The organism is Mesorhizobium sp. LNHC221B00 (genome assembly GCF_000502935.1).
Lineage (GTDB): Bacteria > Pseudomonadota > Alphaproteobacteria > Rhizobiales > Rhizobiaceae > Mesorhizobium > Mesorhizobium opportunistum.
On the sequence record NZ_AYWR01000003.1, the window covers coordinates 71080 to 93732 of the forward strand.

Sequence of the window (22653 nt, forward strand, 5' to 3'; positions counted from 1 at the left end):
CCTAGAGCCGACGTCAGCACGCAGCCGGGGGCTTTCAAGAGTGGGTCTTTCGCTCCCCCGCCGGTGGAGATTGGCCGAAGGAAGCAGTGTCCGTACCGGGAGTTCGAGTTGGTGTTCAGAGTTCCAGGGCCCCCTCCTGAGATGGCCTGATCGGCTGTAGCGCATCCGACCTGCGATCCTTCGCGAATAATTCTCGCCGTTGGCTTTCTTGATTAGAAGGAGGTGAGCCGCCATATTCCGACCCAGCTCCTAATTCAGGCGGCCCATTCCATGGATGAGGCCGGTCCGGCTGAATGGACGTCCATTTTTTGATTTGCTTGGTCTGCGCCGCCGGGGGGTATCTCCCGAGGGAGCTCCCATGTTCTTGGAGATGTTTATGAACGATTCGCGCATTCCCGAACCAGTCTTGACGGCTATGTCGCAGGGGACCCACATCGTCCGCGCTTATCGTGAGCACCTTGGGTATTCGATCGAGGACCTGACGGTCGCGAGCGGGCTTGCCGCTGAGGAAATTCAAAACATCGAGCGAGGTCTGAGGTACAACAAGGGATATCGGGATCGGATAGCGAGATCGCTTTCCATACCTGTGGGAATCCTTGAGGCAGAGTCGCACATTTCGGACGCCGCCTGATCAGTCGGATGATCCGCAATGGGTGGACTACCGCTCTTGTGATGTGAAGCTTGCGGCTGATTGTAGACGCTGATTCCGTTGGGATGCCTCTGGCGCAGTACCGCCAAGAGAATCTCGTCAACTTTCCGATGCAGGAACCCTTCACATGGGCTCGCGAACAACAAGGCGATATAGCCGCCCGGAGTGCTACGAAACGTGCACGAGGGCATCGGCTCGCGACGAAGGATTGTAACGGCGAACTCTTGGTAGTTCGGCGAGGCGATGCTGCCGCTTGAGCATCAACTCGGCCTACGAGAGTGGCTACTCCTAGGCTGAATCGGCCAACATGGCCGGCATCGCGCCGCTCTGAAAATAACATGGCGGACATCCTGACGTTTCCGGGTTGACTATGGGTGTTCGAACCACGAAAAGGGGCCGCTCTTCGTGAGTGGCGTGCGCCGGCAGTCTAACCCCAAGCCCCCCGCCCAGGCTGCCGGCGCGCTTCTAGAAAGATCGAGGTAGGCACTCGCTGCGCTCTGCCCGCCGACACCTTGTGCTTCCTCCAGCGAGTCCAGCGGACCACCATGGGTGTTGCCAGTTCTGGTGCTTACCCACGTCCATTTGCGATCTCGGGTCATTGAGAGTACCGCAAGCACCCTCTCTGCTGGATGGCAACGCGGCTCGCGCCGCCCGTATGCAGCGCAAGCTCCATGCATGAGGTCGTCCCTTCAAAATACTTGATGCAGTTGCGCTTGCGTAGCTCCTTGCATGCGCTCGATGCCAGGAGGAGACCTCTGTCTAAACGCTCGCATCGATGCAACGCCGTTGATCACCATCATCGCGGCGACCGCTTCGCGGGGGCCGCAGCCGTTTTGGAGCATGACGATCATGCCGGCGCCATCGCAGTGACGCACATGCAAAATTCACAGATGCATTCTCGCCCAATGCTAGGTGCCCAGCATATGTCCGGCATCCCGCAACGCGGCTACGAAGAGACGGGCATTGCCGTTGGCATCCATCTTGGCCTGCATCGACAGGGGCATCCTGTGCCAGCTCTCCAAGGACGCAATGTAATGTGAGAACATACCGTTAACGATGCAATAGTGGGTAACTAGGCCGTGTACATCCAACGCCAGCACGCCGAATTGGCCGCCGTGATATCGGATGGCTGCGACCCGCTGGACCTGCGCGTCACCGTCGATCCGCACGTCGAAAAGCAGGATGCCGCGGCTCCTGGTGGCTATCTCGGCGGCTTTTTCAGCGAAGCTCAACGAGAGCGAGCGGACGCTTTCGACTGCCATCTGTAAAACCATCAAGTTCAGTTCATCCACTGACATAAGGTACCTGTGCGCAAGACATGGGTGATTGCAATCGACCACACCGCTTGTTCACAGATGTCGGCTCATCACCGGTTATTCAGGGTTTGCCGGTCATCTTTGCGGCAAGCCATCCGGGCTCCTTGTACCCTGCAACCGTTGCAGTGGCGTCCCTCGGCGCTCGGAACCGCCAGGCTCTGCTCGTCGAGAACTTTGTCCGCGAGCAGCGTTCGCTTGAGCATTCCGCTAAAGCGTGACGTCTCACCAGTCCGTGTCCTTGCAGCTCACCGCGAGGGCGTTTTGCGCAACCGCACGCAAGCGCACGAAACTGGTCTCCGTTCACTTCACAAAATGGTTTTCCTGAAGTACTGGAGCGCAGAGAAATCTCCGGTCGCAGCCTACCCGGTTAAAACAAGGACCCAACGATGAAGACTCTCGTCGTCTGCTCCGGCGGATTGGATTCCGTTACTCTTGCTCACAAGGTGGCAGCGGAGCACCAGCTTACCGGCCTGCTATCGTTCGATTACGGCCAACGGCATAGGAAGGAATTGGGCTTCGCCACCCTTTGCGCGGAGCGCCTGGGCGTCCCGCAGCGAATCATCGATATCCACGAGATCGGCGGCGGCCTTTCCGGCTCCGCGCTGACCGACAATGTGGACGTGCCCGACGGGCACTATGCCGAAGATACGATGAAGGCAACGGTGGTGCCCAACCGGAACGCCATCATGTTGGCCATTGCCTTCGGCCTCGCCGCAGCGCAAGACGCTGACGCGGTGGCGACGGCCGTGCATGGTGGGGATCATATTGTCTATCCCGATTGCCGTCCGGCCTTCATCGATGCTTTCCAGATGATGCAGGACCACGCGCTCGACGGCTACGCGCAGATTCGCCTTTATGCACCCTATGTGAACCTGACGAAGGCGGACATTGTTAGGGATGGAGCCACATACGGCACGCCGTTTGCGCAGACCTGGTCCTGTTACAGGGGCGCCGAGCGTCATTGCGGGAGGTGCGGGACCTGCGTCGAGCGGCGTGAGGCGTTTCACATCGCTGGGCACCCGGACCCAACCGAGTACGAGGACTCCGACTTCTGGCTGGGAGCGCTGCGAAGGACCACCGCGTAATGTTCCGCATCACCAAGGAATTCCACTTCTCAGCCTCGCATCAGCTCACCTCATTGCCACCCGATCACCAATGCGCGCGCCTGCACGGACATAACTACATCGTCGAAGTGGAGCTTTCAGCGGATGGACTGGACGATCACGGCTTCGTGCGCGACTACCACGATTTGGCGCCATTCAAACGCTACATCGACGAGAGCTTCGACCACCGACATCTCAACGAAGTACTGGGACACGAGCAAGTCACGGCGGAATATCTGGCCAGACATTTCTACGACTGGTGCAAGGCACGCCTGAGCGAAACCGCGGCCGTGCGGGTGAGCGAAACGCCGAAAACCTGGGCGGAATACCGGCCATGACCAATACTCATCCCGCAATCCGCGTTAGCGAGATTTTCGGGCCGACGATCCAGGGCGAGGGCGTGCTCATAGGTTTGCCGACGATCTTCGTCAGAACCGGCGGGTGTGACTTTCGCTGTTCCTGGTGCGACAGCCTGCATGCTGTGGACAATCAATTCCGCCATGAATGGGAGATGATGTCCGTCGGCGCGGTGTGGAAAAATGTGCTTGCGCTTTCCGGTGGCCGCCCGCTTATGGTGTCGCTGTCAGGCGGCAATCCGGCCATCCAGCCGCTCGGCGCGCTCATCGACCGAGGCCATGGTGACGGTTACCGTTTTGCGCTGGAAACCCAAGGTTCGCTTGCCAGGGACTGGTTTGCGCACCTTGACGTGCTGATCCTCAGCCCAAAGCCGCCGTCAAGCCAAATGACGACAGATTGGGCCGCTGTCGAGGCGTGCCTCCAGGCGGCACAAGGCAAGCCCCAAATCGTGCTCAAGCTCATTGTTTTCGACGAAAGGGACTACGCCTACGCGAAAGACGCCGCTGCGCAATTTCCGCAACTTCCGATCTATCTGCAACCCGGCAATCACACGCCGCCACACCCGGCAAATGATGACGCGCCCGTCGACCTTGACGGAATATTGAAGCGCATGGAGTGGCTGGTTGACAGCGTGACCCGCGACAAATGGTTCGAAGCCCGCGTGCTACCGCAGCTGCACGTTATGCTCTGGGGTAACAAGAGAGCCGTCTAGGCCAGGCCCTTTCCACCTGAACTGCACCGGCATATTCGGGTGAACGGGTGGTTCAACGTTGACCGCGCTGCCGGGGTGCTTGCGGACTTCTGCCACCGGCCCAAGTGTTGTCAGCCGCTTGCACGGCACCTTGCATTCTCCTTGCAAGGTCGAAGGGAGCTGTCGCCGACAACCATGATCTGACAGGCAGGGCATGAGCGGGCGATATCGTCGCTATGCCAAGACGCGTCTGGTCCGCTTCGAACCGTCTCGGCCGACGGTCGCCGGTCAACAGTGGAAAACGATCGCAATCGGTTCACGATCGAGTGAGAGCCATGACCGTTCCTCTGCGGTGCTCAGACTGCCGCCGAGTGCCTGGCCGTTCCAGTTTCGAAATATTTGTCGAACCTGGCCGCGATGCTTCGGACGAAAGGGCGACTTTCAGCCGGCACAACGAATCTGTCGCCATCAAGTTCAAGCAATCGAACCGGATCGTGTAGGGCCATGGAACTCGACTGAAGGAGGAGCCTCTGGCCGGCTTCGCCGAAGCGTTCCACCAGATCGATGGCCGAGAAGGCGAAGTCGCACATCAGCCGCTCGATGATCCAGCCGCGAACGCGGTCGTCGTCGGAAAGTGCGATACCGCGGACGGCGGCCAGCCCGCCGTCATCAACCATGCGTCGATATTCGCTGGTCGAAGGCATGTTCTGCGCATAGCCCTGCCGAAACTGACTGATGGATGACGGACCGAGACCGATCAATGTCTCGCAGCGATCCTCTGTATAGCCCTGGAAATTGCGATGCAAAGCCCCCGCGCGAGCCGCTACTGCCAACGCATCGCCCGGTTTGGCGAAATGATCGAGCCCGATTGCTTCGTATCCTCGGTCAAGAATAGCGTGGGCTGCCAGTTGTGATTGGGCAAACCGCTCCTCCGGCCCTGGCAACCAGGCCTCATCAATCATGGTCTGATGTTTCTTGAACCACGGCACATGGGCGTAGCCAAAAAGCGCTATCCTGTCGGGTTCCAAGGTCAGCGCCTGCGCGACGGTGGAGGAGACGCTCTCCCTCGTCTGGTGCGGCAAGCCGTAGAGCAGGTCTAGATTGACCGATTCGACGCCGCGCGAACGAACACCGTCGACTACCGCTTTGGTCTGCAAAAAGCTCTGCTCGCGGTTGATTGCCTTCTGAACCTTCGGATCGAAGTCCTGGACGCCGAGGCTCGCACGGGTCGTGCCGATTTCGGCAAGCGCATTGAGGCGGGCATCGTCCATATCATTGGGTTCGATTTCAACGCTGATCTTGGCGCCGGGAAGAAAGGCGAAGCTGTTGCGCAGGACGCTTCCCAGCGCCACTATATCCTCAGGTTCCAGCATCGTCGGGGAACCGCCGCCGAAATGAACCGCGCGAACTCGGCCCTTGCCGGTAACAAGGCCGCCAACCGTGGCGATCTCCGCATACAGCGAGCGCAGATAAGCGGCCACCGGCTCGTAGTGGCGCGTCTGTTTGGTATGGCACGCGCAGAACCAGCAGAGCCTGTCGCAATAGGGAATATGCAGGTAAAGCGATATCTCGTCACCACCTTCGAGCGCCTCCAACCAGCCTCGGTAAACGACGGCATCGACGCCCGCATGGAAATAGGGCGCAGTCGGATAACTGGTATAGCGCGGGACGTTCTCGCCAAGTCTGGCAGCTAGCTTTTGTCGCATGTCGTGGTCCACCGTGTTTGCGTCGCCCGAACTGTGGATGCTTGGATGAGCCTAAGCCCTGATTTCGATCAACCTTCAGCACGGACAAACTGCCGCAAGGATTTTTCTACCGTGGATTGCTATCCTGCCCGCACTGGACCGGTAGAGCGATCGAATGACATTACGGCAGGATATTCACAGTTCCGGCATTCCCGTTCTTTGCCTGCCTTGCGAGGCACGGCGCCGCGGTGTCTGTGGCGCGCTCGAGCCAGACGATTTGGCTCAGCTCGCCAAGACGTCGTCGCGGCACAATATCGAGCCGGGGGTCGAACTGATCGGCGACGCCGAGGCGGTCGACTGTTATTCAAACGTGCTTTCAGGCGTGGTGAAGCTCACGAAGAGCCTTTCGGACGGCCGCCAGCAGATCGTCGGTCTCCAGTTCGCGCCGGATTTTCTGGGACGGCCCTTCAAGATGAAAAGTGCGATCAATGCGGAAGCGGCAACAGCTGTCTCGCTATGCTCGTTTCCGAGAGCGGCCATCGAACGGATGATGAAGCAGTCACCCGAATTTGTGCATCGCCTGCTCAAGCAGGCGCTGAACGAACTTGACGAGGCCCGCGAATGGATGGTGACTCTGGGGCGCAAGACCGCACCAGAGAAGGTGGCGAGCTTTCTCCTCATGATTGCCCGGAACATCGACTCCAATAATGTTGACCCGGCGGCTAGGTCGGCGTGCTTCGAGCTGCCGATGACGCGTGCCGACATCTCTGATTTCCTTGGAATCACAAACGAGACCGTGAGCCGTCAGCTGACCAGCCTGAGAATGGACGGCGTGATTCGGATCGAGAACAACCGCCGCGTCACCGTGGACAGCATGAGCCGGCTGGAACGGCGCTGCGGCGGCCGAGGCGCAACAGCCGTTTGAATGACACGAAGCTGCATGGCCCACGCCACTTACTTCATTCGGGGTAGGGCATGCTCGCGTTGGGCTCAGAAGACATCGCGTAGCGACAGCCCGTTGTCCATCCGATCGTATGCGCCAGTTGCGTTTCGGCTCGTCGGCGAAGCATCCACACTTGGCCGAAGTCAATATGCCTCATACGCAGGCGAAAATCGCCGTCCAAACCATAAATGTAACGAAGGCAGCGCAACGCTGGCGCTGGCTGTTCCAAGGCATTAAACGATCGACGTTCGGTAAGGCATCGGCCTGCTTACCAGCGTCACAGAAGGTGCGCTTCCCCACACGCCCGCGATCGCCTCCATACCCGGGCCCCAACTGGGGACGCCGGGCCTGTCCATAAACCGGCGGCCGCTGCTGCACTTCCACATTCGACACAGTCTGATCGCACCGAACTCGATGCTGCTCGAAGCAAAATGGTGCGGCTCTGACATGGATCAGGGCGAGCAGGCGACGGCTGCGCAATAAGGCACCGCGGTTTGGCATCCGCCGGAATTGGAAATCGGGGCTTGCGATGAAATTCGGCAAAGAAATGGTGCTTCTAAGCCTGTTCGCATTCGCGGCTTTGGTGGCCGCTGGCGCTGGGGTGGATGAACCCTTTCGCCAGCATATGTGGGTCTTATTCTTCGCCTTGGCTGGCTTCACTGCGATCCTGTTGCGCAACACTGAGTTCAAGCCTGCCGCGCCGATCGACCCGTCCGCTTACATGGACGGGCCAATCCGCTATGGCGCCATCGCCACCATGTTCTGGGGTGTCATCGGCATGCTTGTCGGCGTGGTCATCGCGCTGCAACTCGCCTATCCCGATCTCAACATCCAGCCCTGGTTCAACTTTGGCCGTTTACGGCCACTGCATACGTCGGGAGTCGTCTTCGCCTTCGGCGGCAACGCGCTGCTTTGCACGTCTCTCTATGTCGTGCAACGCACCTGCCGCGCCCGGCTGTTCGGTGGCGATCTCGCCTGGTTCGTGTTCTGGGGTTACCAGCTCTTCATCGTGATGGTAGCGACAGGCTATCTGCTCGGCATCACCGAGAGCCGCGAATATGCGGAACCCGAATGGTATGTGGACATTTGGCTGACCATCGTCTGGGTCGCCTATCTCATCCTGTTCCTCGGCACGATCCTGAAGCGCAAGGAACCCCACATCTACGTCGCCAACTGGTTCTACCTGTCCTTCATCGTCACCATCGCGATGCTGCATGTGGTCAACAACCTCNCATCTACGTCGCCAACTGGTTCTACCTGTCCTTCATCGTCACCATCGCGATGCTGCATGTGGTCAACAACCTCTCCATGCCCGCCTCCTTCCTGGGCTCGAAGAGCTATTCGGCTTTCTCCGGGGTCCAGGACGCTCTGACGCAATGGTGGTACGGCCACAATGCCGTGGGCTTCTTTCTGACCGCCGGCTTTCTCGGCATGATGTATTATTTCGTACCCAAGCAGGCGAACCGGCCGGTCTATTCCTACCGGCTGTCGATCGTCCATTTCTGGGCAATCATCTTTCTCTACATCTGGGCTGGACCCCATCACCTGCACTACACCGCCTTGCCCGATTGGGCGCAGACGCTCGGCATGGTGTTCTCGATCATGCTGTGGATGCCGTCATGGGGCGGCATGATCAATGGCCTGATGACGCTGTCGGGCGCCTGGGACAAGCTCCGCACCGATCCGATCATCCGCATGATGGTGATGGCCATTGCCTTCTACGGCATGTCCACCTTCGAGGGTCCGATGATGTCGATCAAGACGGTCAACTCGCTGTCGCACTATACCGACTGGACCATAGGACACGTCCATTCGGGCGCACTCGGCTGGGTCGGCATGATCTCGTTCGGCGCGATCTACTTTATGGTGCCGAAGCTGTGGAACCGTGAACGACTCTATTCGCTGCGCCTCGTTACCTGGCACTTCTGGCTGGCGACGCTTGGCATCGTTGTCTACGCCGCGGTCATGTGGGTGTCCGGCATCATGCAGGGCTTGATGTGGCGCGAATACGACGAGCAGGGCTTCCTGGTCTATTCCTTCGCCGAAACCGTGGCCGCCATGCACCCCTACTATGTGATGCGCGCCATCGGTGGGGCCATGTACCTCTCCGGCGCCCTGATCATGGCCTGGAACATCGCCATGACCATCCTGGGCTACCGGCGCGAGGAGGATCCGATGCCGCGCTCGACCCCCGCCCTCCAGCTTGCGCGATGATGAGACAGAAAATGAGGTTGATGAACAGACACGCGGTCATCGAGAAGAACGCTACACTTCTTCTCCTCGGGTCGCTGCTGGTCGTGACAATCGGCGGCATCGTCGAGATCGCGCCGCTCTTCTACCTCGACAACACGATCGAGAAAGTCGAAGGCATGCGGCCTTACTCGCCGCTCGAACTCGCCGGGCGCAACATCTATGTGCGCGAGGGCTGCTATCTCTGCCACAGCCAGATGATCCGCCCGTTCCGTGACGAGGTTGAGCGCTACGGCCATTACAGCCTGGCGGCCGAGTCGATGTATGACCACCCCTTCCAGTGGGGATCGAAGCGCACCGGACCGGACCTCGCCCGGGTGGGCGACCGCTATTCGAATCTGTGGCAGGTCGAACACCTGACGGATCCACGGAACGTGGTGCCGGAATCGATCATGCCGAGCTATGGCTTTCTGAAGGACACGCCGATCGCGGTGAAGGACTTCTCGACGCATCTGGTCGCAAACAGGCGTGTCGGTGTCCCTTACACCGATGACATGATCGCTAACGCCAATGCCGATCTGATGGCGCAGGCCGATCCCAACGCTGACACGTCCGGCCTCGAGGCCCGCTACCCCAAGGCCAGGATAGGCGATTTCGACGGTGATCCGCAGCAAGTCACCGAAATGGACGCCCTGGTTTCTTATCTCCAGATGCTCGGCACGCTTGTCGATTTCAAGAACTACGATGAGACCGCCGGCTACCGCTGAGGACAATGGCGATGACGTACAATTTCATGCGGGAGTTTGCCGACAGCTGGGGCCTGCTTGCCATGGCTCTCTTCTTCATCGGATCCGTTGCCTTTGCACTTCGTCCCGGCAGCCGCAGGCAAGCCGGCGAAGCAGCTCAAATTCCTCTGAAGGAGGACTGATCATGAGCAGCGATCACATTGACGAGGTTTCCGGCATCTCGACGACCGGTCATGAGTGGGACGGCATTCGCGAGCTCAACAACCCGCTCCCGCGCTGGTGGGTCATCACCTTCTACATGACCATAGTCTGGGCGATCGGTTACACAATTGCCTACCCGGCATGGCCGCTGTTGCACTCCGCGACAAAGGGCGTACTTGGCTATTCCAGCCGCAACGAAGTCAAGAACGAGTTGTCCGCGGCCGAAGCGGCAAAGGGCAAATATGTCGCCGCAATAGAGTCGAAAAGTGTTTCGGAGATTGCTGCGGATGACACGCTGCGCGAATTCGCCGTCGCTGCCGGCGCCGCCGCGTTCAAGGTCAATTGCGTGCAGTGCCACGGTTCCGGCGCCCAGGGATCCAAGGGCTTTCCGAACCTAAATGACGACGACTGGCTGTGGGGCGGCGAGGTGGACCAGATCCAGCAGACGATCGCTCATGGCATCCGCTTCGCCTCCGACCCGGCTACGCGCCTGTCGGAAATGCCGGCCTTTGGCGACATCATCACCGCCGATCAGATCAAACAGGTCAGCACCTACGTTGCCAGCCTGTCCGGCACTGTCGGCGATCAATCGTTGGTCGCGCCCGGCGCCAAGGTCTTCGCCGAAAATTGCGTGGCCTGTCACGGCGACAATGCAAAAGGCAACAAGGAACTCGGCGCTCCAGATCTGACCGACGCCATCTGGCTCTACGGGTCAGGCGAAGCGGCCATCGCCGCCCAGGTCACCGCGCCGAAACAGGGCGTGATGCCGGCCTGGGGCGTGCGCCTCGGCGAGACCAAGGTCAAGGAACTGGCGGTCTACATCCATTCGCTTGGCGGCGGAGAATAGGAGCAGAAGCCTATTCTCGTCCTCCCCCTCCCGCCAAGCGACGAGGCCCGGCGTAAGCCGGGCCTCGGCATCATCCAGAACCGATGAGTCGGCTTCCGGCGAAATCGTCGCTGGTGACTGGAGCTTCTCGTGCTTGATAACTCGCAAATAGAAAGGATCGAACCCACGCCGGTCAACTCCGCCAAGGTGCGTCAGCCAATGTACGCCGCGCGCAAGAAGATCTTCCCGAAGCGGGCCTCGGGCAGCTTTCGCCAGTTCAAATGGCTGGTGATGGCGGTCACGCTCGGCATCTACTATCTGACGCCGTGGCTGCGCTGGGATCGGGGCTCGTTTAGCCCGAACCAGGCCGTGCTGCTCGATGTCGCCAACCGGCGTTTCTATTTCTTCTTCATCGAGATATGGCCGCAGGAATTCTACTATGTCGCCGGCCTTCTGGTCATGGCCGGCGTCGGTCTTTTCCTGATCACCTCGACTGTCGGCCGTGCCTGGTGTGGCTACACATGCCCGCAGACCGTATGGGTCGATCTGTTCCTTGTCGTCGAGCGAGCCATCGAGGGTGACCGCAACGCTCGTATCAAGCTTGATGCCGGTCTCTGGACTCCCCGCAAGCTTGTGCTGCGGGTATCGAAACACGCCATTTGGCTGGCCATAGGCGCGCTGACGGGCGGCGCCTGGATCTTCTATTTCGCTGACGCGCCGACGCTGCTCGGCGAACTCTTCACCGGAACGGCAGCGCCTGTCGCCTACATCACCGTCGCGGTGCTGACGGCAACGACCTACACGTTCGGCGGGCTGATGCGCGAGCAGGTCTGCACCTATTTGTGCCCATGGCCGCGCATCCAGGCAGCCATGCTCGATGAAAGTTCGCTCACCGTCACCTACAATGACTGGCGCGGCGAACCGCGCACGCGTCATGCCAAGAAGGTGCTGGCCGCAGGCCAGCTCGTGGGCGACTGCGTCGACTGCAATGCCTGTGTCGCGGTCTGCCCGATGGGGATCGACATTCGCGATGGCCAGCAGCTCGAATGCATCACTTGCGCGCTCTGCATCGACGCCTGTGACGGCGTCATGGACAAGCTCGGCAGGGAGCGTGGGCTGATCGCCTATGCGACGCTCTCCGACTACAACGCCAACATGATGCTGGCGACTGCAGGCGGGTCCAGCTCAGTCAATCCGGCGCTGGTCAGGACGGATGACGGCCTGTTTTCGGACAGAGTGGCGCATTTCCACATCCGCAAGATCTTTCGGCCACGCACCTATGTCTACATGGCTATGTGGTCGCTGATCGGCCTGGGCCTCCTCTACTCGCTGCTGACGCGCGACCGGCTCGAAATCAATGTCCTGCACGACCGCAATCCACAATTCGTGACGCTCTCCGACGGCTCGATCCGCAACGGCTACACCGTCAAGCTGCTCAACATGATCCCCGAGCCGAGGACGATCGTCGTAACCATGCAGGGCCTTGAAGGCGCTGACATGGTCGTCGTCGGCGACGACATCCCCGCAGGCCGTTCCTTCGCCATTCCGGTCGAACCCGACCGCCTGAAAATGCTGAGGGTCTTCGTTCGCCAGCCGGCGGACCAGATCCGCGCTCCGGCACAGACCTTCAAGTTCCGCGTCGAGGACAGAGCCAGCTTCGAGTCGAACGAGTACACCGCCACCTTCAACGCGCCGGAGACTGCCAGATGAGCGCCAGAACACAAAAAACCCGCGAATTCACCGGCAGGCACATGTTGGCCATCATCCTGGCCTTTTTCGGTGTGGTCATCGCGGTCAATCTGACCATGGCGACGCTTGCCAACACGAGCTGGACCGGCCTGGTCGTCGAAAACACCTATGTGGCGAGCCAGCAGTTCAACAGGAAGGCCGAGGAAGGGCGGGCGCAGGCAGCCCTCGGCTGGACCGGCAAGCTGACCATCGCATCGGGTGAAGTCCGCTACGGCCTCATCGACGCCGCCGGCAAACCGGTTCCCTTGCATGGCGTGAAGGCGCTGTTTCGCCATCCCGCTTACGAAAAAGAGGATGAATCCATCAAGCTCGTCCTCGCCTCGGGTCAGGAATTCGCCGCCCAGCATTTGCCGAAGGATGGTGTCTGGATTGTCGAAGTCGACGCCGATGCCGGCCTGGATAAACCGTATCGCGACGTGCGCAGGATCGTGATTTCCCATGGAGCGCTGCAATGAGCTGTTGTGCGCCGGGTGCTGAAATGGCGCTGGATATGGTCAGCGTGACCTCGGCCCTGCCGTCCAGCCAGGAAATCAAGCTGGCGAGCCGATCACTTGGCGACGACCTTCATCAGACCGAGCTTTCGATACCGGCCGTTCGCTGCGGTGCCTGCATTCAGACTATCGAGACGGCATTGGGAAAGCTCGATCATGTCGAAGCCGCCCGCGTCAACCTGTCAACGAGGCGGGTGTCTATCCGCTGGCGCGGCGACGACGTTCCGCCATTCGTCGCTATCCTCGGACGCCTGGGCTACCAGACACATCTGTTCGAAGCCGACACCGATACAAAGGACAAGACGCTCTCGGAGCTCATCCGCGCCGTCGCTGTTGCGGGCTTTGCGGCGGGCAACATCATGCTGCTTTCGGTCTCGGTCTGGTCCGGTGCCGAAGGCGCTACCCGCGACCTGTTCCACTGGGTCTCGGCGGTTATCGCCATCCCTGCACTAGCCTTCGCCGGCGGCATCTTCTTCCGCTCGGCCTGGAATGCGTTGCGCCACGGTCGCATGAACATGGACGTGCCGATCGCGGTCGGGGTGTCGCTGGCATACGCCATGAGCCTCTATGAGACGATCACCCATGGCGACCACGCCTATTTCGACGCATCGGTGTCGCTGCTGTTCTTCCTCCTGATCGGCCGCACGTTGGATCATGTCATGCGCGAACGTGCCCGGACCGCCGTGAAAGGCCTGTCCCAGTTGGCCGCACGTGGCGCCATGGTGCTGCGCGGCGATGGTGCACGCGACTATCTGCCGGTTGGCGAGATCGAACCCGGCATGCTGCTGTTGATCGCTGCCGGCGAGAGAATCCCCGTCGACGGCAAGATCATTCAAGGGGCCTCGGATCTGGACTGCTCGTTGGTTTCCGGCGAGAGCACGCCTCGAAGCGTTGCAGCAGGCGAAGCCGTTCAGGCCGGTATCCTCAACCTAACCGGCCCGCTGACGATCGAGGCGACAGCCGCCGCGAAAGATTCGTTTCTGGCGGAAATGGTTCGGCTCATGGAAGCCGCAGAGGGCGGCCGCGCGCATTATCGCCGGATCGCCGATCGTGTTTCGGTGCTCTATGCCCCGGTGGTTCATCTCACAGCCTTCGCGACGTTCCTTGGCTGGATGGCGGCGACCGGTGACTGGCACCGGGCGATAACCATCGCCATTGCCGTTCTCATCATCACATGCCCGTGCGCGCTCGGCCTCGCCGTACCGATCGTCCAGGTGGTCGCGGCGCGGCGCCTGTTCGAGAACGGCATCATGGTCAAGGACGGTTCGGCCATGGAGCGCCTGGCGACGATTGATAGAGCGGTGTTCGACAAGACCGGAACGCTCACCCTCGGCCAGCCCCGGCTGGTCAATGCGGACTCGATTGATCCGGCCATGCTGGCAATCGCGGGAGACATGGCTGCGCACTCGCGTCACCCGTTTTCAAAGGCCATAGCCGGTTTTGCCTGCCTTGGCGGGCAGCACAAATTCGATGCCGTCACCGAGCACCCGGGTTTCGGGATCGAAGCCACAGCGACCGGTAGCACCTGGCGGCTGGGTCGACGCGGAGGATGGAAAGCCCGCACCGGCCGCGAAGGCAGACATGGCTATGGCGGGACGGTTCTGACCAAAGACGGGATCATTGTCGCGACCTTCGATTTCGAGGATGCGCTGCGCGTCGACGCCAGGGCAGCCATCGATCAACTGCACAACGCTGGTATGTGCGTGGAGATGCTGTCGGGCGACACCGCGAAAGCCTGCGCCGAGGTTGCGGACGGGCTTGGTGTCGATGATTTCGTTCCCTGCCTGCTGCCGTCCGGCAAGGTTGAACGCATCGAGACGCTGGCGAGGGACGGGCACAAGGTTCTGATGGTTGGCGAGGGGCTCAACGATACGCCGGCGCTGAGCGCTGCGCATGTCTCGATCGCACCCGCCACCGCCGCCGACATTGGCCGCAATGCAGCCGACTTCGTTTTCCTGCGCGAAAGCCTCTTGGCGGTCCCGCTGGCTGTTGACGTATCGCGCAAGGCGGGAAGCCTGATCCGACAGAACATAACAATTGCGATCGTTTATAATGCTGTTGCCGTTCCGATCGCCATTCTGGGCGATGTTACGCCTCTTATCGCCGCGGTCGCGATGTCAGCCTCGTCATTGCTCGTGGTTGGAAATGCCATGCGTCTGCAAGGCTTCGCAACGGGTGCGTCGTCCGTATTTGCGCGGCAAGACAGGCCCGCGCGGGCCGGCGCCTTGGCTCAATCGTCATGACGACGCTCGTCTACCTCATCCCCGTAGCGCTATTCCTTGGCGCACTCGGCCTGTCCGGCTTCCTTTGGGCGTTGAGAAGCGGCCAGTACGAGGATCTCGATGGCGCGGCGGAGCGCATTCTCATCGACAGCGACGACGGCGCGGAGAATGCCACTCGTTCCAAGTGACTCAGATCAACGCGCCGCGGGTCGGGATGTCCTATCGTCGTCCGACGAAAGATCAGGAGGGTGAGGATGCAAGCCGAATCCTTAATGACAAAGCCAGTCATCACGACGCATGCGAACGCGACGATCGCCGAAGCGGTCATGCTTTCAAGCAAAGTCAGCTGCCTGCCGGTAACGACCAGCGACGGCACCTTGGTTGGCATTGTAAGCAAAAGCGACTTCTTGCGCCGAGAGGAACTCGGAACCCAGCGTGTGCGTCCGCGCTGGCTGGAGCTTGATCTTGGCCCGGGCACAACCGCCAATGACTATGTGTGCGCTCGAATGGACGGATCATCCATCAGGTGAGGACCACACACCTCATCTGGGCGCCTCCTGTCGACCTCATGATGCAACACCGCATCAACAATGTCCCGATTGTCGATCGGGAAAGGGTCGTCGGCATCATCACGCGAACTGATTTGCTGCTTGTCCTGATCCGCCATGCCGAAACAGGGAACCACGCCACCCGATGACGAACTGATCCGCAAGGCTATCCTTGCCGAACTGCAGCCACAAACCTGGAGCGGTGGTGACTTGATCGATGTGAGGGTCAGCGACGGCCTTGTCGAACTGAAGGGGGCGATTGTCGACGAGCGTCAGCGGAAGGCAGCGATCGTTGCGGCTGAGAAGGTTGCCGCGTCGGGCAAGTCAAGGACCGCCTCCTCCTCAGTACGGATCCGTTCTCAGTGATGGTTTCATAGCTGCGAAAAAAGCGGGGACGCCAAGCAGAGTCCCTTTGGTTCTGCTCCCTTCCCACATCACTTGGACATGAGGCCGTCGGCGAGTTCCTTCGGCGTCTAGCGCGTTATGGTCGGAGAGCACGCTGTCGGCAGCAAGACGCCCGTCCTGACGGAAATGCGGTGGCCGCTGCCTGTTTTGGTGGGGCTTGGACCGGGGCTTCCTGTGGATCTTGAAGAGCGGCCAATACGAAGATCTCTCCGGCTCCGCCGAGCGGGTCCTTATCGATCGGGAAGAGCCGCGAGGCTGAACCGGTTGGCGGCGCCAACGACTGTGCGGATGCTGGTCGTCAGTCGACCGAATCTTTGCTGGCGATTGCCCGCGTCATGACGATATCGGCGCGCGTGCGAAGAACGGATCAGCCACAATGCGTTGCCGAGCCTTTGGCCAGGAGGGGCACGCGATTGGGAAGCCGACCATTCAGAATGCCCAGACATGCAGACGTTTTCACGGCAATCGACCACTCGACCGTGAACCCGCCGCTGCCGGGTTTGTCGAGCCTGGTTGATCCAGATCAGCGTTATCTCTTCATCGGCATGGTTTCATTGACCAGGCTTCCAACGGAGAACGCATGTCTATCGAGTTGGGGAGATGAGCGACAAACCGTGGGTGATTGCGATGCTTCAAGAGCGCTTCGTATCGAAGATAGCCGCTATGGCGGCACGCTGATGGCCGGCTATGTCGACACATTCGACATCATTGTCGTCGGAGCTGGGCCGGTCGGACTTGCCTTCGCAGCATCGCTCGCCTGGAGCCGACTCAAGGTGGCAGTGGTTGAACGGCAGTCGCTCGACAGCCTGGCGAATCCGGCTTTCGACGGTCGCGAGATCGCGCTGACCCACGCATCAGTGAGAATCCTTCGCGAGCTCGGCGCCTGGGATGCCATCCCCGCATCGGACAAATCACCGCTTCATGGCGCGCGCGTGCTCAACGGATCCAGCCCTTTCGCCCTGAGCTTCGATGCTCCCAGCGGATCTGGGGAACCACTCGGATTTCTGGTCCCAAATTGTCGGATCCGCGATGCCCTGTTCAAAATTGTCCACTTCCAGGATCATGCCCGGCTGCTGTGCGGCAACTCGGTCGTCAATGCAACAAATAGCGAAGACGAGGCGGTCATAACGCTTTCTGATGGCAGGCAATTGGCCGCTCGGCTGCTCGTAGCAGCGGATTCGCGTTTGTCCGCGATGCGCGACCTGCTCGGCATTGGCGCCAACATCCATCCGCTTGGCCACTCCATGCTGATTTGCCGAGTGAGGCACGAGCGCGTCCATCACCAGATCGCGGTCGAATGGTTCGACCACCATCAGACCATAGCGATGTTGCCGCTCATGGAAGGCCTGTCGTCGCTGCTTCTGACTTTGCGCTCAAGCGAGGCCGACAGACTGTCTGCTCTCGATGACGAATTGTTCCTCATGGAATTGATGAACCGGTGTCGAGGACGCCTCGGGCAGATGACCCTGGCAAGCACCCGCCATGCCTATCCGCTGGTCACGACCTGGGCGCACAAGTTCTCGGCTCCGAGTGCGGCACTGATCGGAGACGCTGCCATTGGCATGCACCCGGTGACCGCGCATGGCTTCAACATCGGCCTCGGCGGCCAGAAGCAACTCGCTCATAAAATACTGACAGCATGTCGCGCCCGCCGCGACATTGCCGATCCCGACATGCTCGGCAGATACGAAAGCCGGCTGCGGCTGTCGGCGGGGCCGCTCTATCATGCCACCAACATGCTTGTCGGTCTCTACTCAAGCGAGCACTCGGCGGCACGGCTTGCAAGACATGCTGGGCTCCGCTTTGCCCAACATCTTCCCTTTGTCCGCCATGGCATTTCGGCCATGCTCAGGCGGTGAATCGCACAGAGCGCTGCCGCTCTGGAACGCTGTCTCGGCGAGGCTTCCTTGTCTTGCTGGCGCGCGTCGTCGAGGGGCAAGGCTGTCTCCTGGTGACGTTGCCGATCATGGCATGATTCGGATCAAGGCACGCGCGCGGGCGAAGCCTTGATGATTCGGCAATGCTAAGCCAAAGGTGTGACCCGAAGCATGGTGAGCGCACTGGTTACCCTCGCTGGGTAGTTAACCCGTCCTTCAGTGGGCTTGCATAGGTTTGGTCCTCGCGAACAACGACGCAAGCAAGCTGGTCCATTCATGGCACCCCAAAAGGAAGAAGAATCGCTGGAGGCCAAAATCCGTCAGGATCAGCTTGCTGACCTGAGGGCCGGGCTCTTCGTGTCGATGCCGATAAGCGCGATCCTGTCAGGCCTGATTTGCGCGGTGCAGGCCCTTTCTGGCGGCGGGTTTGCCGCTGCAAGCTGGTTCCTGGTCGTCAATGCGCTAAATGCCGCCCGGCTTGCACTCGCCCGTTTTCAGCTAAAGGAAACGGGGCGCCATCAGGATTTGCTTGGCGTTTTGCCGCGCCTTCGCATGTTTGGCGTCCTTGCCCTTCTGGCAGGGTTTGCCTGGTCCTTCCCGGCCGTGCTGACTGTTGGATACACAACACCACAAGCACCGATGCATCTGGTCATACTGGCGGGCATTTCAGCTGGTGCGGTTACATATGGCAGTTCGTATGCCGCGGCGGCGACCAGCTTCATCACACCTCCACTCCTCATCACGGTGGCGTGCCTTTTGGCGAAAGGCAATTTTGAACGCTACATTCTGGCTTTCACCGTTCTGCTCTTCATGGGCGGCTTGGTCCGAGCTTCGTTTGTTGGGCAGGCGCGCTTCCGCGAAGCAAGCCGCCTGAGACATGAGGCAGAGCGATTTGCGTCGGAAATGGAGCGCAACTCCAGGGAGGACCATCTGACCGCCCTTCTCAACAGGCGGGGCCTTGAACACGCCATCGGTCGGTTCAAGACCGCGGATGGCCCCTTCGTGGCAATGCTGATTGATCTGGACGGCTTCAAATCTGTCAACGACACCTACGGTCACAGGACCGGTGATGAACTGCTTGTCATGATCGCCCGCCGCATAGAGCAGGAAGCACCCGAAGGCTCAACGCTCGCTCGTATCGGCGGCGATGAATTCGTGCTGGTTTTTCCCTCAACGAGAGCTTCGCTTTCTGCCAGTGATCTCGCCTCCAATATCATAGCCAAAATTGCTCGCCCCTATATCGAAGTCGCGTCCGTTCGGGTCGGGGCATCGATAGGGATATACTTGGCGCAGACGCCGAGCCTGACTGAAATGTTGTTGCGGGCGGATATCGCCCTGTATACGGCCAAGCGCCATGGCAGGAACGAATTTTGCCTTTTCGATGCCGAACTCGACAGGGAACTGCAACGTCGCCAGTCGATCGAACGGGATCTTCATTCGGCGATAAAGACGGGAAGATTGCAACCTTGGTTCCAGCCGATCGTGAAACTCGAAACCGAGACCGTGGTCGGTTTTGAAGCCTTGCTGAGATGGTCCCATCCGACGCATGGTGCCATCTCTCCACCCGAAATCATCACGGCCGCACGCGAAACCGGAATGCTTCAGCTGCTGACGCAAACCGTATTCGCCGACTGTTGTGCTTTTATCGACGGCTTGGTGAAAGCTGACTGTCGTGACATTCGTGTGGCGATGAATGTTTCCCCTCGCGAACTGGAAGCCGGCGATATCGACGACATGGTTCTGGAGGGTCTGGCGGCAAGAGGCCTGCCTGCGACGATGTTCGAAATCGAGATTACCGAAGAATCGCCGGTGGACCCGGACAGAGTGGATGAAAAGCTCGGACGGCTTTCACATGCCGGTATTTCCATCGCGCTCGATGACTTCGGCACCGGCTTTTCTACTTTGGCATCTCTCAAGGACCGTCGGATACGCAAGGTGAAAATAGACCAGGGCTTCATTCGCGGCTTGGCCAAGTCCCGAGAGGACCGACTGCTTGTCAAATCGGTCATCGAACTCGGTGACATGCTCGGGATCGAGGTCATGGCCGAGGGCGTCGAAACAGAGGCGGATCGGCAAACCCTGCACAAGCTTGGCTGCCGAACCGCTCAGGGCTTCCTCTTCTCCAAGGCTGTGCCTTTGATGCAAGCACTGGAAATGGCAGTCAAACAGCACGCGAACCAGTTGTGACCGCTCCCGCCGCGCCGGCTGTCGCGGCCGTGCGCTGCCGAATTTGGCTACAGAGACTTGCCTGCTCGAAACACGTGGCAGTGGGCGTTGTGCATCAGCCGGCGAACAGTTCCTTGTAGCCGGTCGTCACCATCCAGTTCGCACGGTCGATATGGCTGCGAAGAGCTTTGCGGGCGCGGACCGGGTCAATGGACGGGTCGATGCCGAGAATGCGCTCGGCCATCTCCTTTTCGCTGGCATTGTCGGCGCAGGCATCCAGGATCCGCAGGTAGATCGTGAAATGCTCCCTGTCGTAGCTCGTGAGGTTCTCCGACCAGGGGACTTCATCGCTCAAAGTTGAGCTTCGAGTCTCATCTGTTCCCATTGGTCCATTCATGCCTGCGAACCTCGCCTGTGAGCGCACGCAGTATATCCCAAAATGGGATAATCCGAAACCGGGATTAGTCGCTGATCCGGTCTTTACCCGACCGGTTCGCCTCCATGCCCAAATCCCTTCGATCGCCCCGCCACCAGCGGTTTCTGGCCCAGCTGGTTTCGCTGCGCAAGGCCAAAGGCCTGACCCAGGAGCAGCTGGCTGACAAGCTTGGTCGTCCCCAATCCTTCGTGGCCAAGTACGAGGGCGCAGAGCGGCGTCTCGACGTCATCGAGTTTCTCGACATAACTGCGGCCATTGACGCTGATCCGTGCGAGATTCTGTCCAGCCTCCGGTCCTAGCGGGCGCGCCGCATCTATCATGATCCGGACAGGAATATTGTCTAGGACAATGCCTCAATTTGTTGAAAGGCGAGCGCTGGTTTTCGGAGGAAGCCGCGCGCACGGCGGCGGTGCCTTTGGGTTCTCGACGTAACTGCGCCGCCTGACCATGTGCGAAAAAACTTGGCGCGCGCCCGCGCGCCTGACGACGCGCACCAGGTGCTCGTGAACCGAGCCCGCTTTTCTTCGGCAAGCTCAGGCGGTCTCGGCCATTCGGCTTCGCCCCTTGGCGTGGGCAGCCCTTCGGGCTGTGACGGCCGCCGCCCTTGCGGGCGGCGCGGTTTGTCTGTTGGCCTTTCCCGGTGGCGCGGGGCGGGCGGCACTCCCTTCTAGACCCGCTGCGGCAGCCCGCAACCCTTCGCGTGCCGCTCAGGGTCCTCCTCTTCGTTCCGGTCCTTCGGATGCGGTCCGCCTACTGGGCGGGCCCTTCCGGTCGCGACTCGCCGCCCACCCCGCTTCCGGGGAAAGGCGCGGCGATTGGTGAGCGGAGGATAACACATGCGTGCAAACAGCAAGCGTACCACCAGCGGAGAGGCTGGCGCAGGCAAGGGCAGGCGCCCGGGCGCCAGCCTCTATCAGGAGATCACCGACCGCATCATTGCCGAGCTGGAGCGCGGTACCGTGCCATGGGTCAAGCCATGGGGCAGCGCAAAAGCAGGCCTCGGCCTGCCGAGGAATGCGTCCACGGGGCGCAGCTATTCCGGCATCAATATCCTCATCCTGTGGGGCGCCGTCATCGAGCGCAGCTATCCCAGCCAGAATTGGCTGACCTTCCGGCAGGCGCTTGCCCTGGGCGGCAATGTCAGGAAAGGCGAGCGCGGCACGACCATCGTGCATGCCGACCGCTTTGTCCCCAAGGACGAGAAGGAGCGCGCACGCCACGAGGGCGATGCACCACAGGCCGTGCCTTTTCTGAAGCGCTTTACCGTCTTTAATGTCGCGCAGTGCGACAATCTTCCGGAACACCTCCATGCCCCCGCCGAGCCGCTGCCTCAGTGCGAGATCGTGCCGCAGGCCGAAACGCTGATTCGCGCCAGTGGTGCGGATTTCAGGGTCGGCGGCGATCGCGCTTTCTACATGCCGGGCAGCGACCACATTCAGGTGCCGCCGCAGCCGGCGTTCCATCAGCAGATCGACTATTACCGGACCTGCTTTCACGAGCTTGGCCACTGGACCGGCCACCCGACGCGGCTTGCTCGCGACCTCTCCGGCTCCTTCGGCTCCAAGGCTTACGCGCGTGAAGAATTGGTCGCCGAAATCACTGCCGCCTTCGTCTGCAGCAATCTCGGCATCGAGCCGACCGTGCGTCACGCCGATTACATCGGCTCATGGCTGAAGGTGCTGCGCGAGGACAACCGCGCCATTTTCCGTGCCGCCAGCCTCGCTTCGAAGGCCGCCGATTTCCTGCTTGGCCTTCAGGCCGATGCGGAAGGCGAGGCGCAAGAAGGGACTGCGGCATGACGATGCCCGATGCTCAACTGGCCACGACCGAGCCGACGCCGGATAGCGAGGAGATGCCCATTCCCGACGGCGCCCGGGACTCACCCGCCCCGATGCAGAACTATGCCGATCTGCATCGCCAAGGTGCGCCCCGGGTCGCAGCGCGCAGCCAACGAGACGGTGACTGCCATCCTTGCCGGCTGCAAGGCTGACGCCGCATTCGGCAAATGCGGCACAAGCTGTTGGCCCTGCTCGGATCACCGGACCGAGAATA

At 60.5% G+C, this 22653-nt stretch carries 24 protein-coding genes and 1 pseudogene; 22 read left to right on the forward strand and 3 right to left on the reverse strand.

Annotated features, from left to right (window positions below; genetic code table 11):
- The first annotated feature begins 376 nt into the window (after positions 1 to 376).
- The gene (locus X741_RS161605; RefSeq protein WP_023735822.1) at positions 377 to 631 is read left to right on the forward strand and encodes a helix-turn-helix domain-containing protein; all 255 of its coding nucleotides are present in this window, start codon (positions 377 to 379) and stop codon (positions 629 to 631) included.
- 926 nt (positions 632 to 1557) lie between these two features.
- Here the strand turns inward: X741_RS161605 and X741_RS161600 are convergent.
- Complete coding sequence (locus X741_RS161600; RefSeq protein WP_023735820.1) at positions 1558 to 1947, reverse strand: hypothetical protein; 390 nt, start codon at positions 1945 to 1947, stop codon at positions 1558 to 1560.
- A 404-nt stretch (positions 1948 to 2351) separates the two neighbouring features.
- Between X741_RS161600 and queC the strand changes: the two genes are divergently transcribed.
- Genes queC through queE form a run of 3 tightly spaced genes read left to right on the forward strand, consistent with a single transcriptional unit; the run spans position 2352 to position 4137 of the window.
- Positions 2352 to 3050: a 7-cyano-7-deazaguanine synthase QueC gene (gene queC, locus X741_RS161595; protein WP_023776418.1), complete on the forward strand. Its 699-nt coding sequence runs from the start codon at positions 2352 to 2354 to the stop codon at positions 3048 to 3050.
- Positions 3050 to 3406, forward strand: a complete 357-nt coding sequence (gene queD, locus X741_RS161590) for a 6-carboxytetrahydropterin synthase QueD (protein ID WP_023776419.1) — start codon at positions 3050 to 3052, stop codon at positions 3404 to 3406. Before queC ends, queD begins: the two co-directional genes overlap by 1 nt.
- On the forward strand, positions 3403 to 4137 hold the full coding sequence (queE, locus tag X741_RS161585) for a 7-carboxy-7-deazaguanine synthase QueE (RefSeq protein WP_023735817.1): 735 nt from the start codon (positions 3403 to 3405) through the stop codon (positions 4135 to 4137). Before queD ends, queE begins: the two co-directional genes overlap by 4 nt.
- Before the next feature lie 335 nt (positions 4138 to 4472).
- On the opposite strand, the gene hemN is transcribed toward queE, so the two are convergent.
- Positions 4473 to 5822 carry an oxygen-independent coproporphyrinogen III oxidase gene (hemN, locus tag X741_RS161580; protein WP_023776420.1) on the reverse strand — a complete coding sequence of 450 codons (1350 nt, stop codon included), beginning with the start codon at positions 5820 to 5822 and terminating at the stop codon, positions 4473 to 4475.
- 154 nt (positions 5823 to 5976) lie between these two features.
- Between hemN and X741_RS161575 the strand changes: the two genes are divergently transcribed.
- The 15 genes and pseudogenes from X741_RS161575 (at position 5977) to X741_RS161530 (ending at position 20186) form a co-directional block, all read left to right on the forward strand.
- Positions 5977 to 6726 carry a Crp/Fnr family transcriptional regulator gene (locus X741_RS161575; protein ID WP_023776421.1) on the forward strand — a complete coding sequence of 250 codons (750 nt, stop codon included), beginning with the start codon at positions 5977 to 5979 and terminating at the stop codon, positions 6724 to 6726.
- A gap of 547 nt (positions 6727 to 7273) precedes the next feature.
- Positions 7274 to 8958, forward strand: a pseudogene (locus tag X741_RS01000000166240) (cbb3-type cytochrome c oxidase subunit I).
- A gap of 11 nt (positions 8959 to 8969) precedes the next feature.
- Positions 8970 to 9701: a cytochrome-c oxidase, cbb3-type subunit II gene (gene ccoO, locus X741_RS161570; RefSeq protein WP_023766609.1), complete on the forward strand. Its 732-nt coding sequence runs from the start codon at positions 8970 to 8972 to the stop codon at positions 9699 to 9701.
- An 11-nt stretch (positions 9702 to 9712) separates the two neighbouring features.
- Positions 9713 to 9862, forward strand: a complete 150-nt coding sequence (locus X741_RS161565; RefSeq protein ID WP_023766610.1) for a CcoQ/FixQ family Cbb3-type cytochrome c oxidase assembly chaperone — start codon at positions 9713 to 9715, stop codon at positions 9860 to 9862.
- Between the two features lie 2 nt (positions 9863 to 9864).
- Positions 9865 to 10728 (forward strand): cytochrome-c oxidase, cbb3-type subunit III, encoded by an 864-nt coding sequence (gene ccoP, locus X741_RS161560; protein WP_023776422.1) that lies wholly within the window; start codon positions 9865 to 9867, stop codon positions 10726 to 10728.
- 129 nt (positions 10729 to 10857) lie between these two features.
- Entirely contained in the window at positions 10858 to 12417 is a 1560-nt protein-coding gene (ccoG, locus tag X741_RS161555) for a cytochrome c oxidase accessory protein CcoG (RefSeq protein ID WP_023776423.1), read from the forward strand.
- On the forward strand, positions 12414 to 12911 hold the full coding sequence (locus X741_RS161550) for a FixH family protein (protein WP_023776424.1): 498 nt from the start codon (positions 12414 to 12416) through the stop codon (positions 12909 to 12911). Before ccoG ends, X741_RS161550 begins: the two co-directional genes overlap by 4 nt.
- A complete protein-coding gene (locus tag X741_RS161545) occupies positions 12908 to 15190 on the forward strand; it encodes a cation-translocating P-type ATPase (protein ID WP_023776425.1) in 2283 nt (760 codons plus the stop codon). Before X741_RS161550 ends, X741_RS161545 begins: the two co-directional genes overlap by 4 nt.
- Positions 15187 to 15357: a cbb3-type cytochrome oxidase assembly protein CcoS gene (ccoS, locus tag X741_RS161540; protein ID WP_023762793.1), complete on the forward strand. Its 171-nt coding sequence runs from the start codon at positions 15187 to 15189 to the stop codon at positions 15355 to 15357. Before X741_RS161545 ends, ccoS (X741_RS161540) begins: the two co-directional genes overlap by 4 nt.
- 66 nt (positions 15358 to 15423) lie before the next feature.
- On the forward strand, positions 15424 to 15699 hold the full coding sequence (locus X741_RS1000000170735; protein ID WP_245272648.1) for a CBS domain-containing protein: 276 nt from the start codon (positions 15424 to 15426) through the stop codon (positions 15697 to 15699).
- A gap of 41 nt (positions 15700 to 15740) precedes the next feature.
- The gene (locus X741_RS1000000170740; protein ID WP_245272649.1) at positions 15741 to 15866 is read left to right on the forward strand and encodes a CBS domain-containing protein; all 126 of its coding nucleotides are present in this window, start codon (positions 15741 to 15743) and stop codon (positions 15864 to 15866) included.
- A complete protein-coding gene (locus X741_RS1000000170745) occupies positions 15835 to 16083 on the forward strand; it encodes a BON domain-containing protein (protein WP_023776427.1) in 249 nt (82 codons plus the stop codon). Before X741_RS1000000170740 ends, X741_RS1000000170745 begins: the two co-directional genes overlap by 32 nt.
- A gap of 220 nt (positions 16084 to 16303) precedes the next feature.
- Positions 16304 to 16381 carry a cbb3-type cytochrome oxidase assembly protein CcoS gene (gene ccoS / locus X741_RS1000000171635; RefSeq protein WP_348625672.1) on the forward strand — a complete coding sequence of 26 codons (78 nt, stop codon included), beginning with the start codon at positions 16304 to 16306 and terminating at the stop codon, positions 16379 to 16381.
- A 418-nt stretch (positions 16382 to 16799) separates the two neighbouring features.
- Positions 16800 to 17981, forward strand: a complete 1182-nt coding sequence (gene ubiM / locus X741_RS161535; protein ID WP_023776428.1) for a 5-demethoxyubiquinol-8 5-hydroxylase UbiM — start codon at positions 16800 to 16802, stop codon at positions 17979 to 17981.
- Between the two features lie 294 nt (positions 17982 to 18275).
- The gene (locus tag X741_RS161530) at positions 18276 to 20186 is read left to right on the forward strand and encodes a bifunctional diguanylate cyclase/phosphodiesterase (RefSeq protein WP_023776429.1); all 1911 of its coding nucleotides are present in this window, start codon (positions 18276 to 18278) and stop codon (positions 20184 to 20186) included.
- 94 nt (positions 20187 to 20280) lie between these two features.
- On the opposite strand, the gene X741_RS161525 is transcribed toward X741_RS161530, so the two are convergent.
- Positions 20281 to 20562 (reverse strand): DUF2285 domain-containing protein, encoded by a 282-nt coding sequence (locus tag X741_RS161525; RefSeq protein WP_081731037.1) that lies wholly within the window; start codon positions 20560 to 20562, stop codon positions 20281 to 20283.
- Between the two features lie 104 nt (positions 20563 to 20666).
- On the opposite strand from X741_RS161525, the gene X741_RS161520 reads away from it, so the two are divergent.
- From X741_RS161520 to X741_RS1000000169520, 3 genes are all read left to right on the forward strand, one after another.
- Entirely contained in the window at positions 20667 to 20900 is a 234-nt protein-coding gene (locus tag X741_RS161520; RefSeq protein ID WP_023735803.1) for a helix-turn-helix transcriptional regulator, read from the forward strand.
- Positions 20901 to 21437: 537 nt separating this feature from the next.
- Complete coding sequence (locus tag X741_RS161515; protein WP_023776430.1) at positions 21438 to 22400, forward strand: zincin-like metallopeptidase domain-containing protein; 963 nt, start codon at positions 21438 to 21440, stop codon at positions 22398 to 22400.
- Positions 22397 to 22591 (forward strand): hypothetical protein, encoded by a 195-nt coding sequence (locus X741_RS1000000169520; protein ID WP_155930546.1) that lies wholly within the window; start codon positions 22397 to 22399, stop codon positions 22589 to 22591. Before X741_RS161515 ends, X741_RS1000000169520 begins: the two co-directional genes overlap by 4 nt.
- The last annotated feature ends 62 nt before the right edge of the window (positions 22592 to 22653 follow it).

Excerpts from the sequence above, each read along its gene's own strand:
- X741_RS1000000169520 (WP_155930546.1), top strand. The coding sequence starts at position 22,397 with ATGACGATGCCCGATGCTCAACTGGCCACGACCGAGCCGACGCCGGAT.
- X741_RS1000000170735 (WP_245272648.1), top strand. The coding sequence starts at position 15,424 with ATGCAAGCCGAATCCTTAATGACAAAGCCAGTCATCACGACGCATGCG.
- queD (WP_023776419.1), top strand. The coding sequence starts at position 3,050 with ATGTTCCGCATCACCAAGGAATTCCACTTCTCAGCCTCGCATCAGCTC.
- X741_RS1000000170740 (WP_245272649.1), top strand. The coding sequence starts at position 15,741 with ATGCAACACCGCATCAACAATGTCCCGATTGTCGATCGGGAAAGGGTC.
- X741_RS161575 (WP_023776421.1), top strand. The coding sequence starts at position 5,977 with ATGACATTACGGCAGGATATTCACAGTTCCGGCATTCCCGTTCTTTGC.
- X741_RS161530 (WP_023776429.1), top strand. The coding sequence starts at position 18,276 with ATGGCACCCCAAAAGGAAGAAGAATCGCTGGAGGCCAAAATCCGTCAG.
- ccoO (WP_023766609.1), top strand. The coding sequence starts at position 8,970 with ATGAGGTTGATGAACAGACACGCGGTCATCGAGAAGAACGCTACACTT.
- X741_RS161545 (WP_023776425.1), top strand. The coding sequence starts at position 12,908 with ATGAGCTGTTGTGCGCCGGGTGCTGAAATGGCGCTGGATATGGTCAGC.
- X741_RS161515 (WP_023776430.1), top strand. The coding sequence starts at position 21,438 with ATGCGTGCAAACAGCAAGCGTACCACCAGCGGAGAGGCTGGCGCAGGC.
- ccoS (WP_023762793.1), top strand. The coding sequence starts at position 15,187 with ATGACGACGCTCGTCTACCTCATCCCCGTAGCGCTATTCCTTGGCGCA.
- X741_RS161605 (WP_023735822.1), top strand. The coding sequence starts at position 377 with ATGAACGATTCGCGCATTCCCGAACCAGTCTTGACGGCTATGTCGCAG.
- ubiM (WP_023776428.1), top strand. The coding sequence starts at position 16,800 with ATGGCCGGCTATGTCGACACATTCGACATCATTGTCGTCGGAGCTGGG.
- queE (WP_023735817.1), top strand. The coding sequence starts at position 3,403 with ATGACCAATACTCATCCCGCAATCCGCGTTAGCGAGATTTTCGGGCCG.
- X741_RS161565 (WP_023766610.1), top strand. The coding sequence starts at position 9,713 with ATGACGTACAATTTCATGCGGGAGTTTGCCGACAGCTGGGGCCTGCTT.
- ccoP (WP_023776422.1), top strand. The coding sequence starts at position 9,865 with ATGAGCAGCGATCACATTGACGAGGTTTCCGGCATCTCGACGACCGGT.
- X741_RS161525 (WP_081731037.1), bottom strand. The coding sequence starts at position 20,562 with ATGAATGGACCAATGGGAACAGATGAGACTCGAAGCTCAACTTTGAGC.
- queC (WP_023776418.1), top strand. The coding sequence starts at position 2,352 with ATGAAGACTCTCGTCGTCTGCTCCGGCGGATTGGATTCCGTTACTCTT.
- hemN (WP_023776420.1), bottom strand. The coding sequence starts at position 5,822 with ATGCGACAAAAGCTAGCTGCCAGACTTGGCGAGAACGTCCCGCGCTAT.
- X741_RS1000000170745 (WP_023776427.1), top strand. The coding sequence starts at position 15,835 with ATGCCGAAACAGGGAACCACGCCACCCGATGACGAACTGATCCGCAAG.
- X741_RS161600 (WP_023735820.1), bottom strand. The coding sequence starts at position 1,947 with ATGTCAGTGGATGAACTGAACTTGATGGTTTTACAGATGGCAGTCGAA.
- X741_RS161550 (WP_023776424.1), top strand. The coding sequence starts at position 12,414 with ATGAGCGCCAGAACACAAAAAACCCGCGAATTCACCGGCAGGCACATG.
- X741_RS161520 (WP_023735803.1), top strand. The coding sequence starts at position 20,667 with ATGCCCAAATCCCTTCGATCGCCCCGCCACCAGCGGTTTCTGGCCCAG.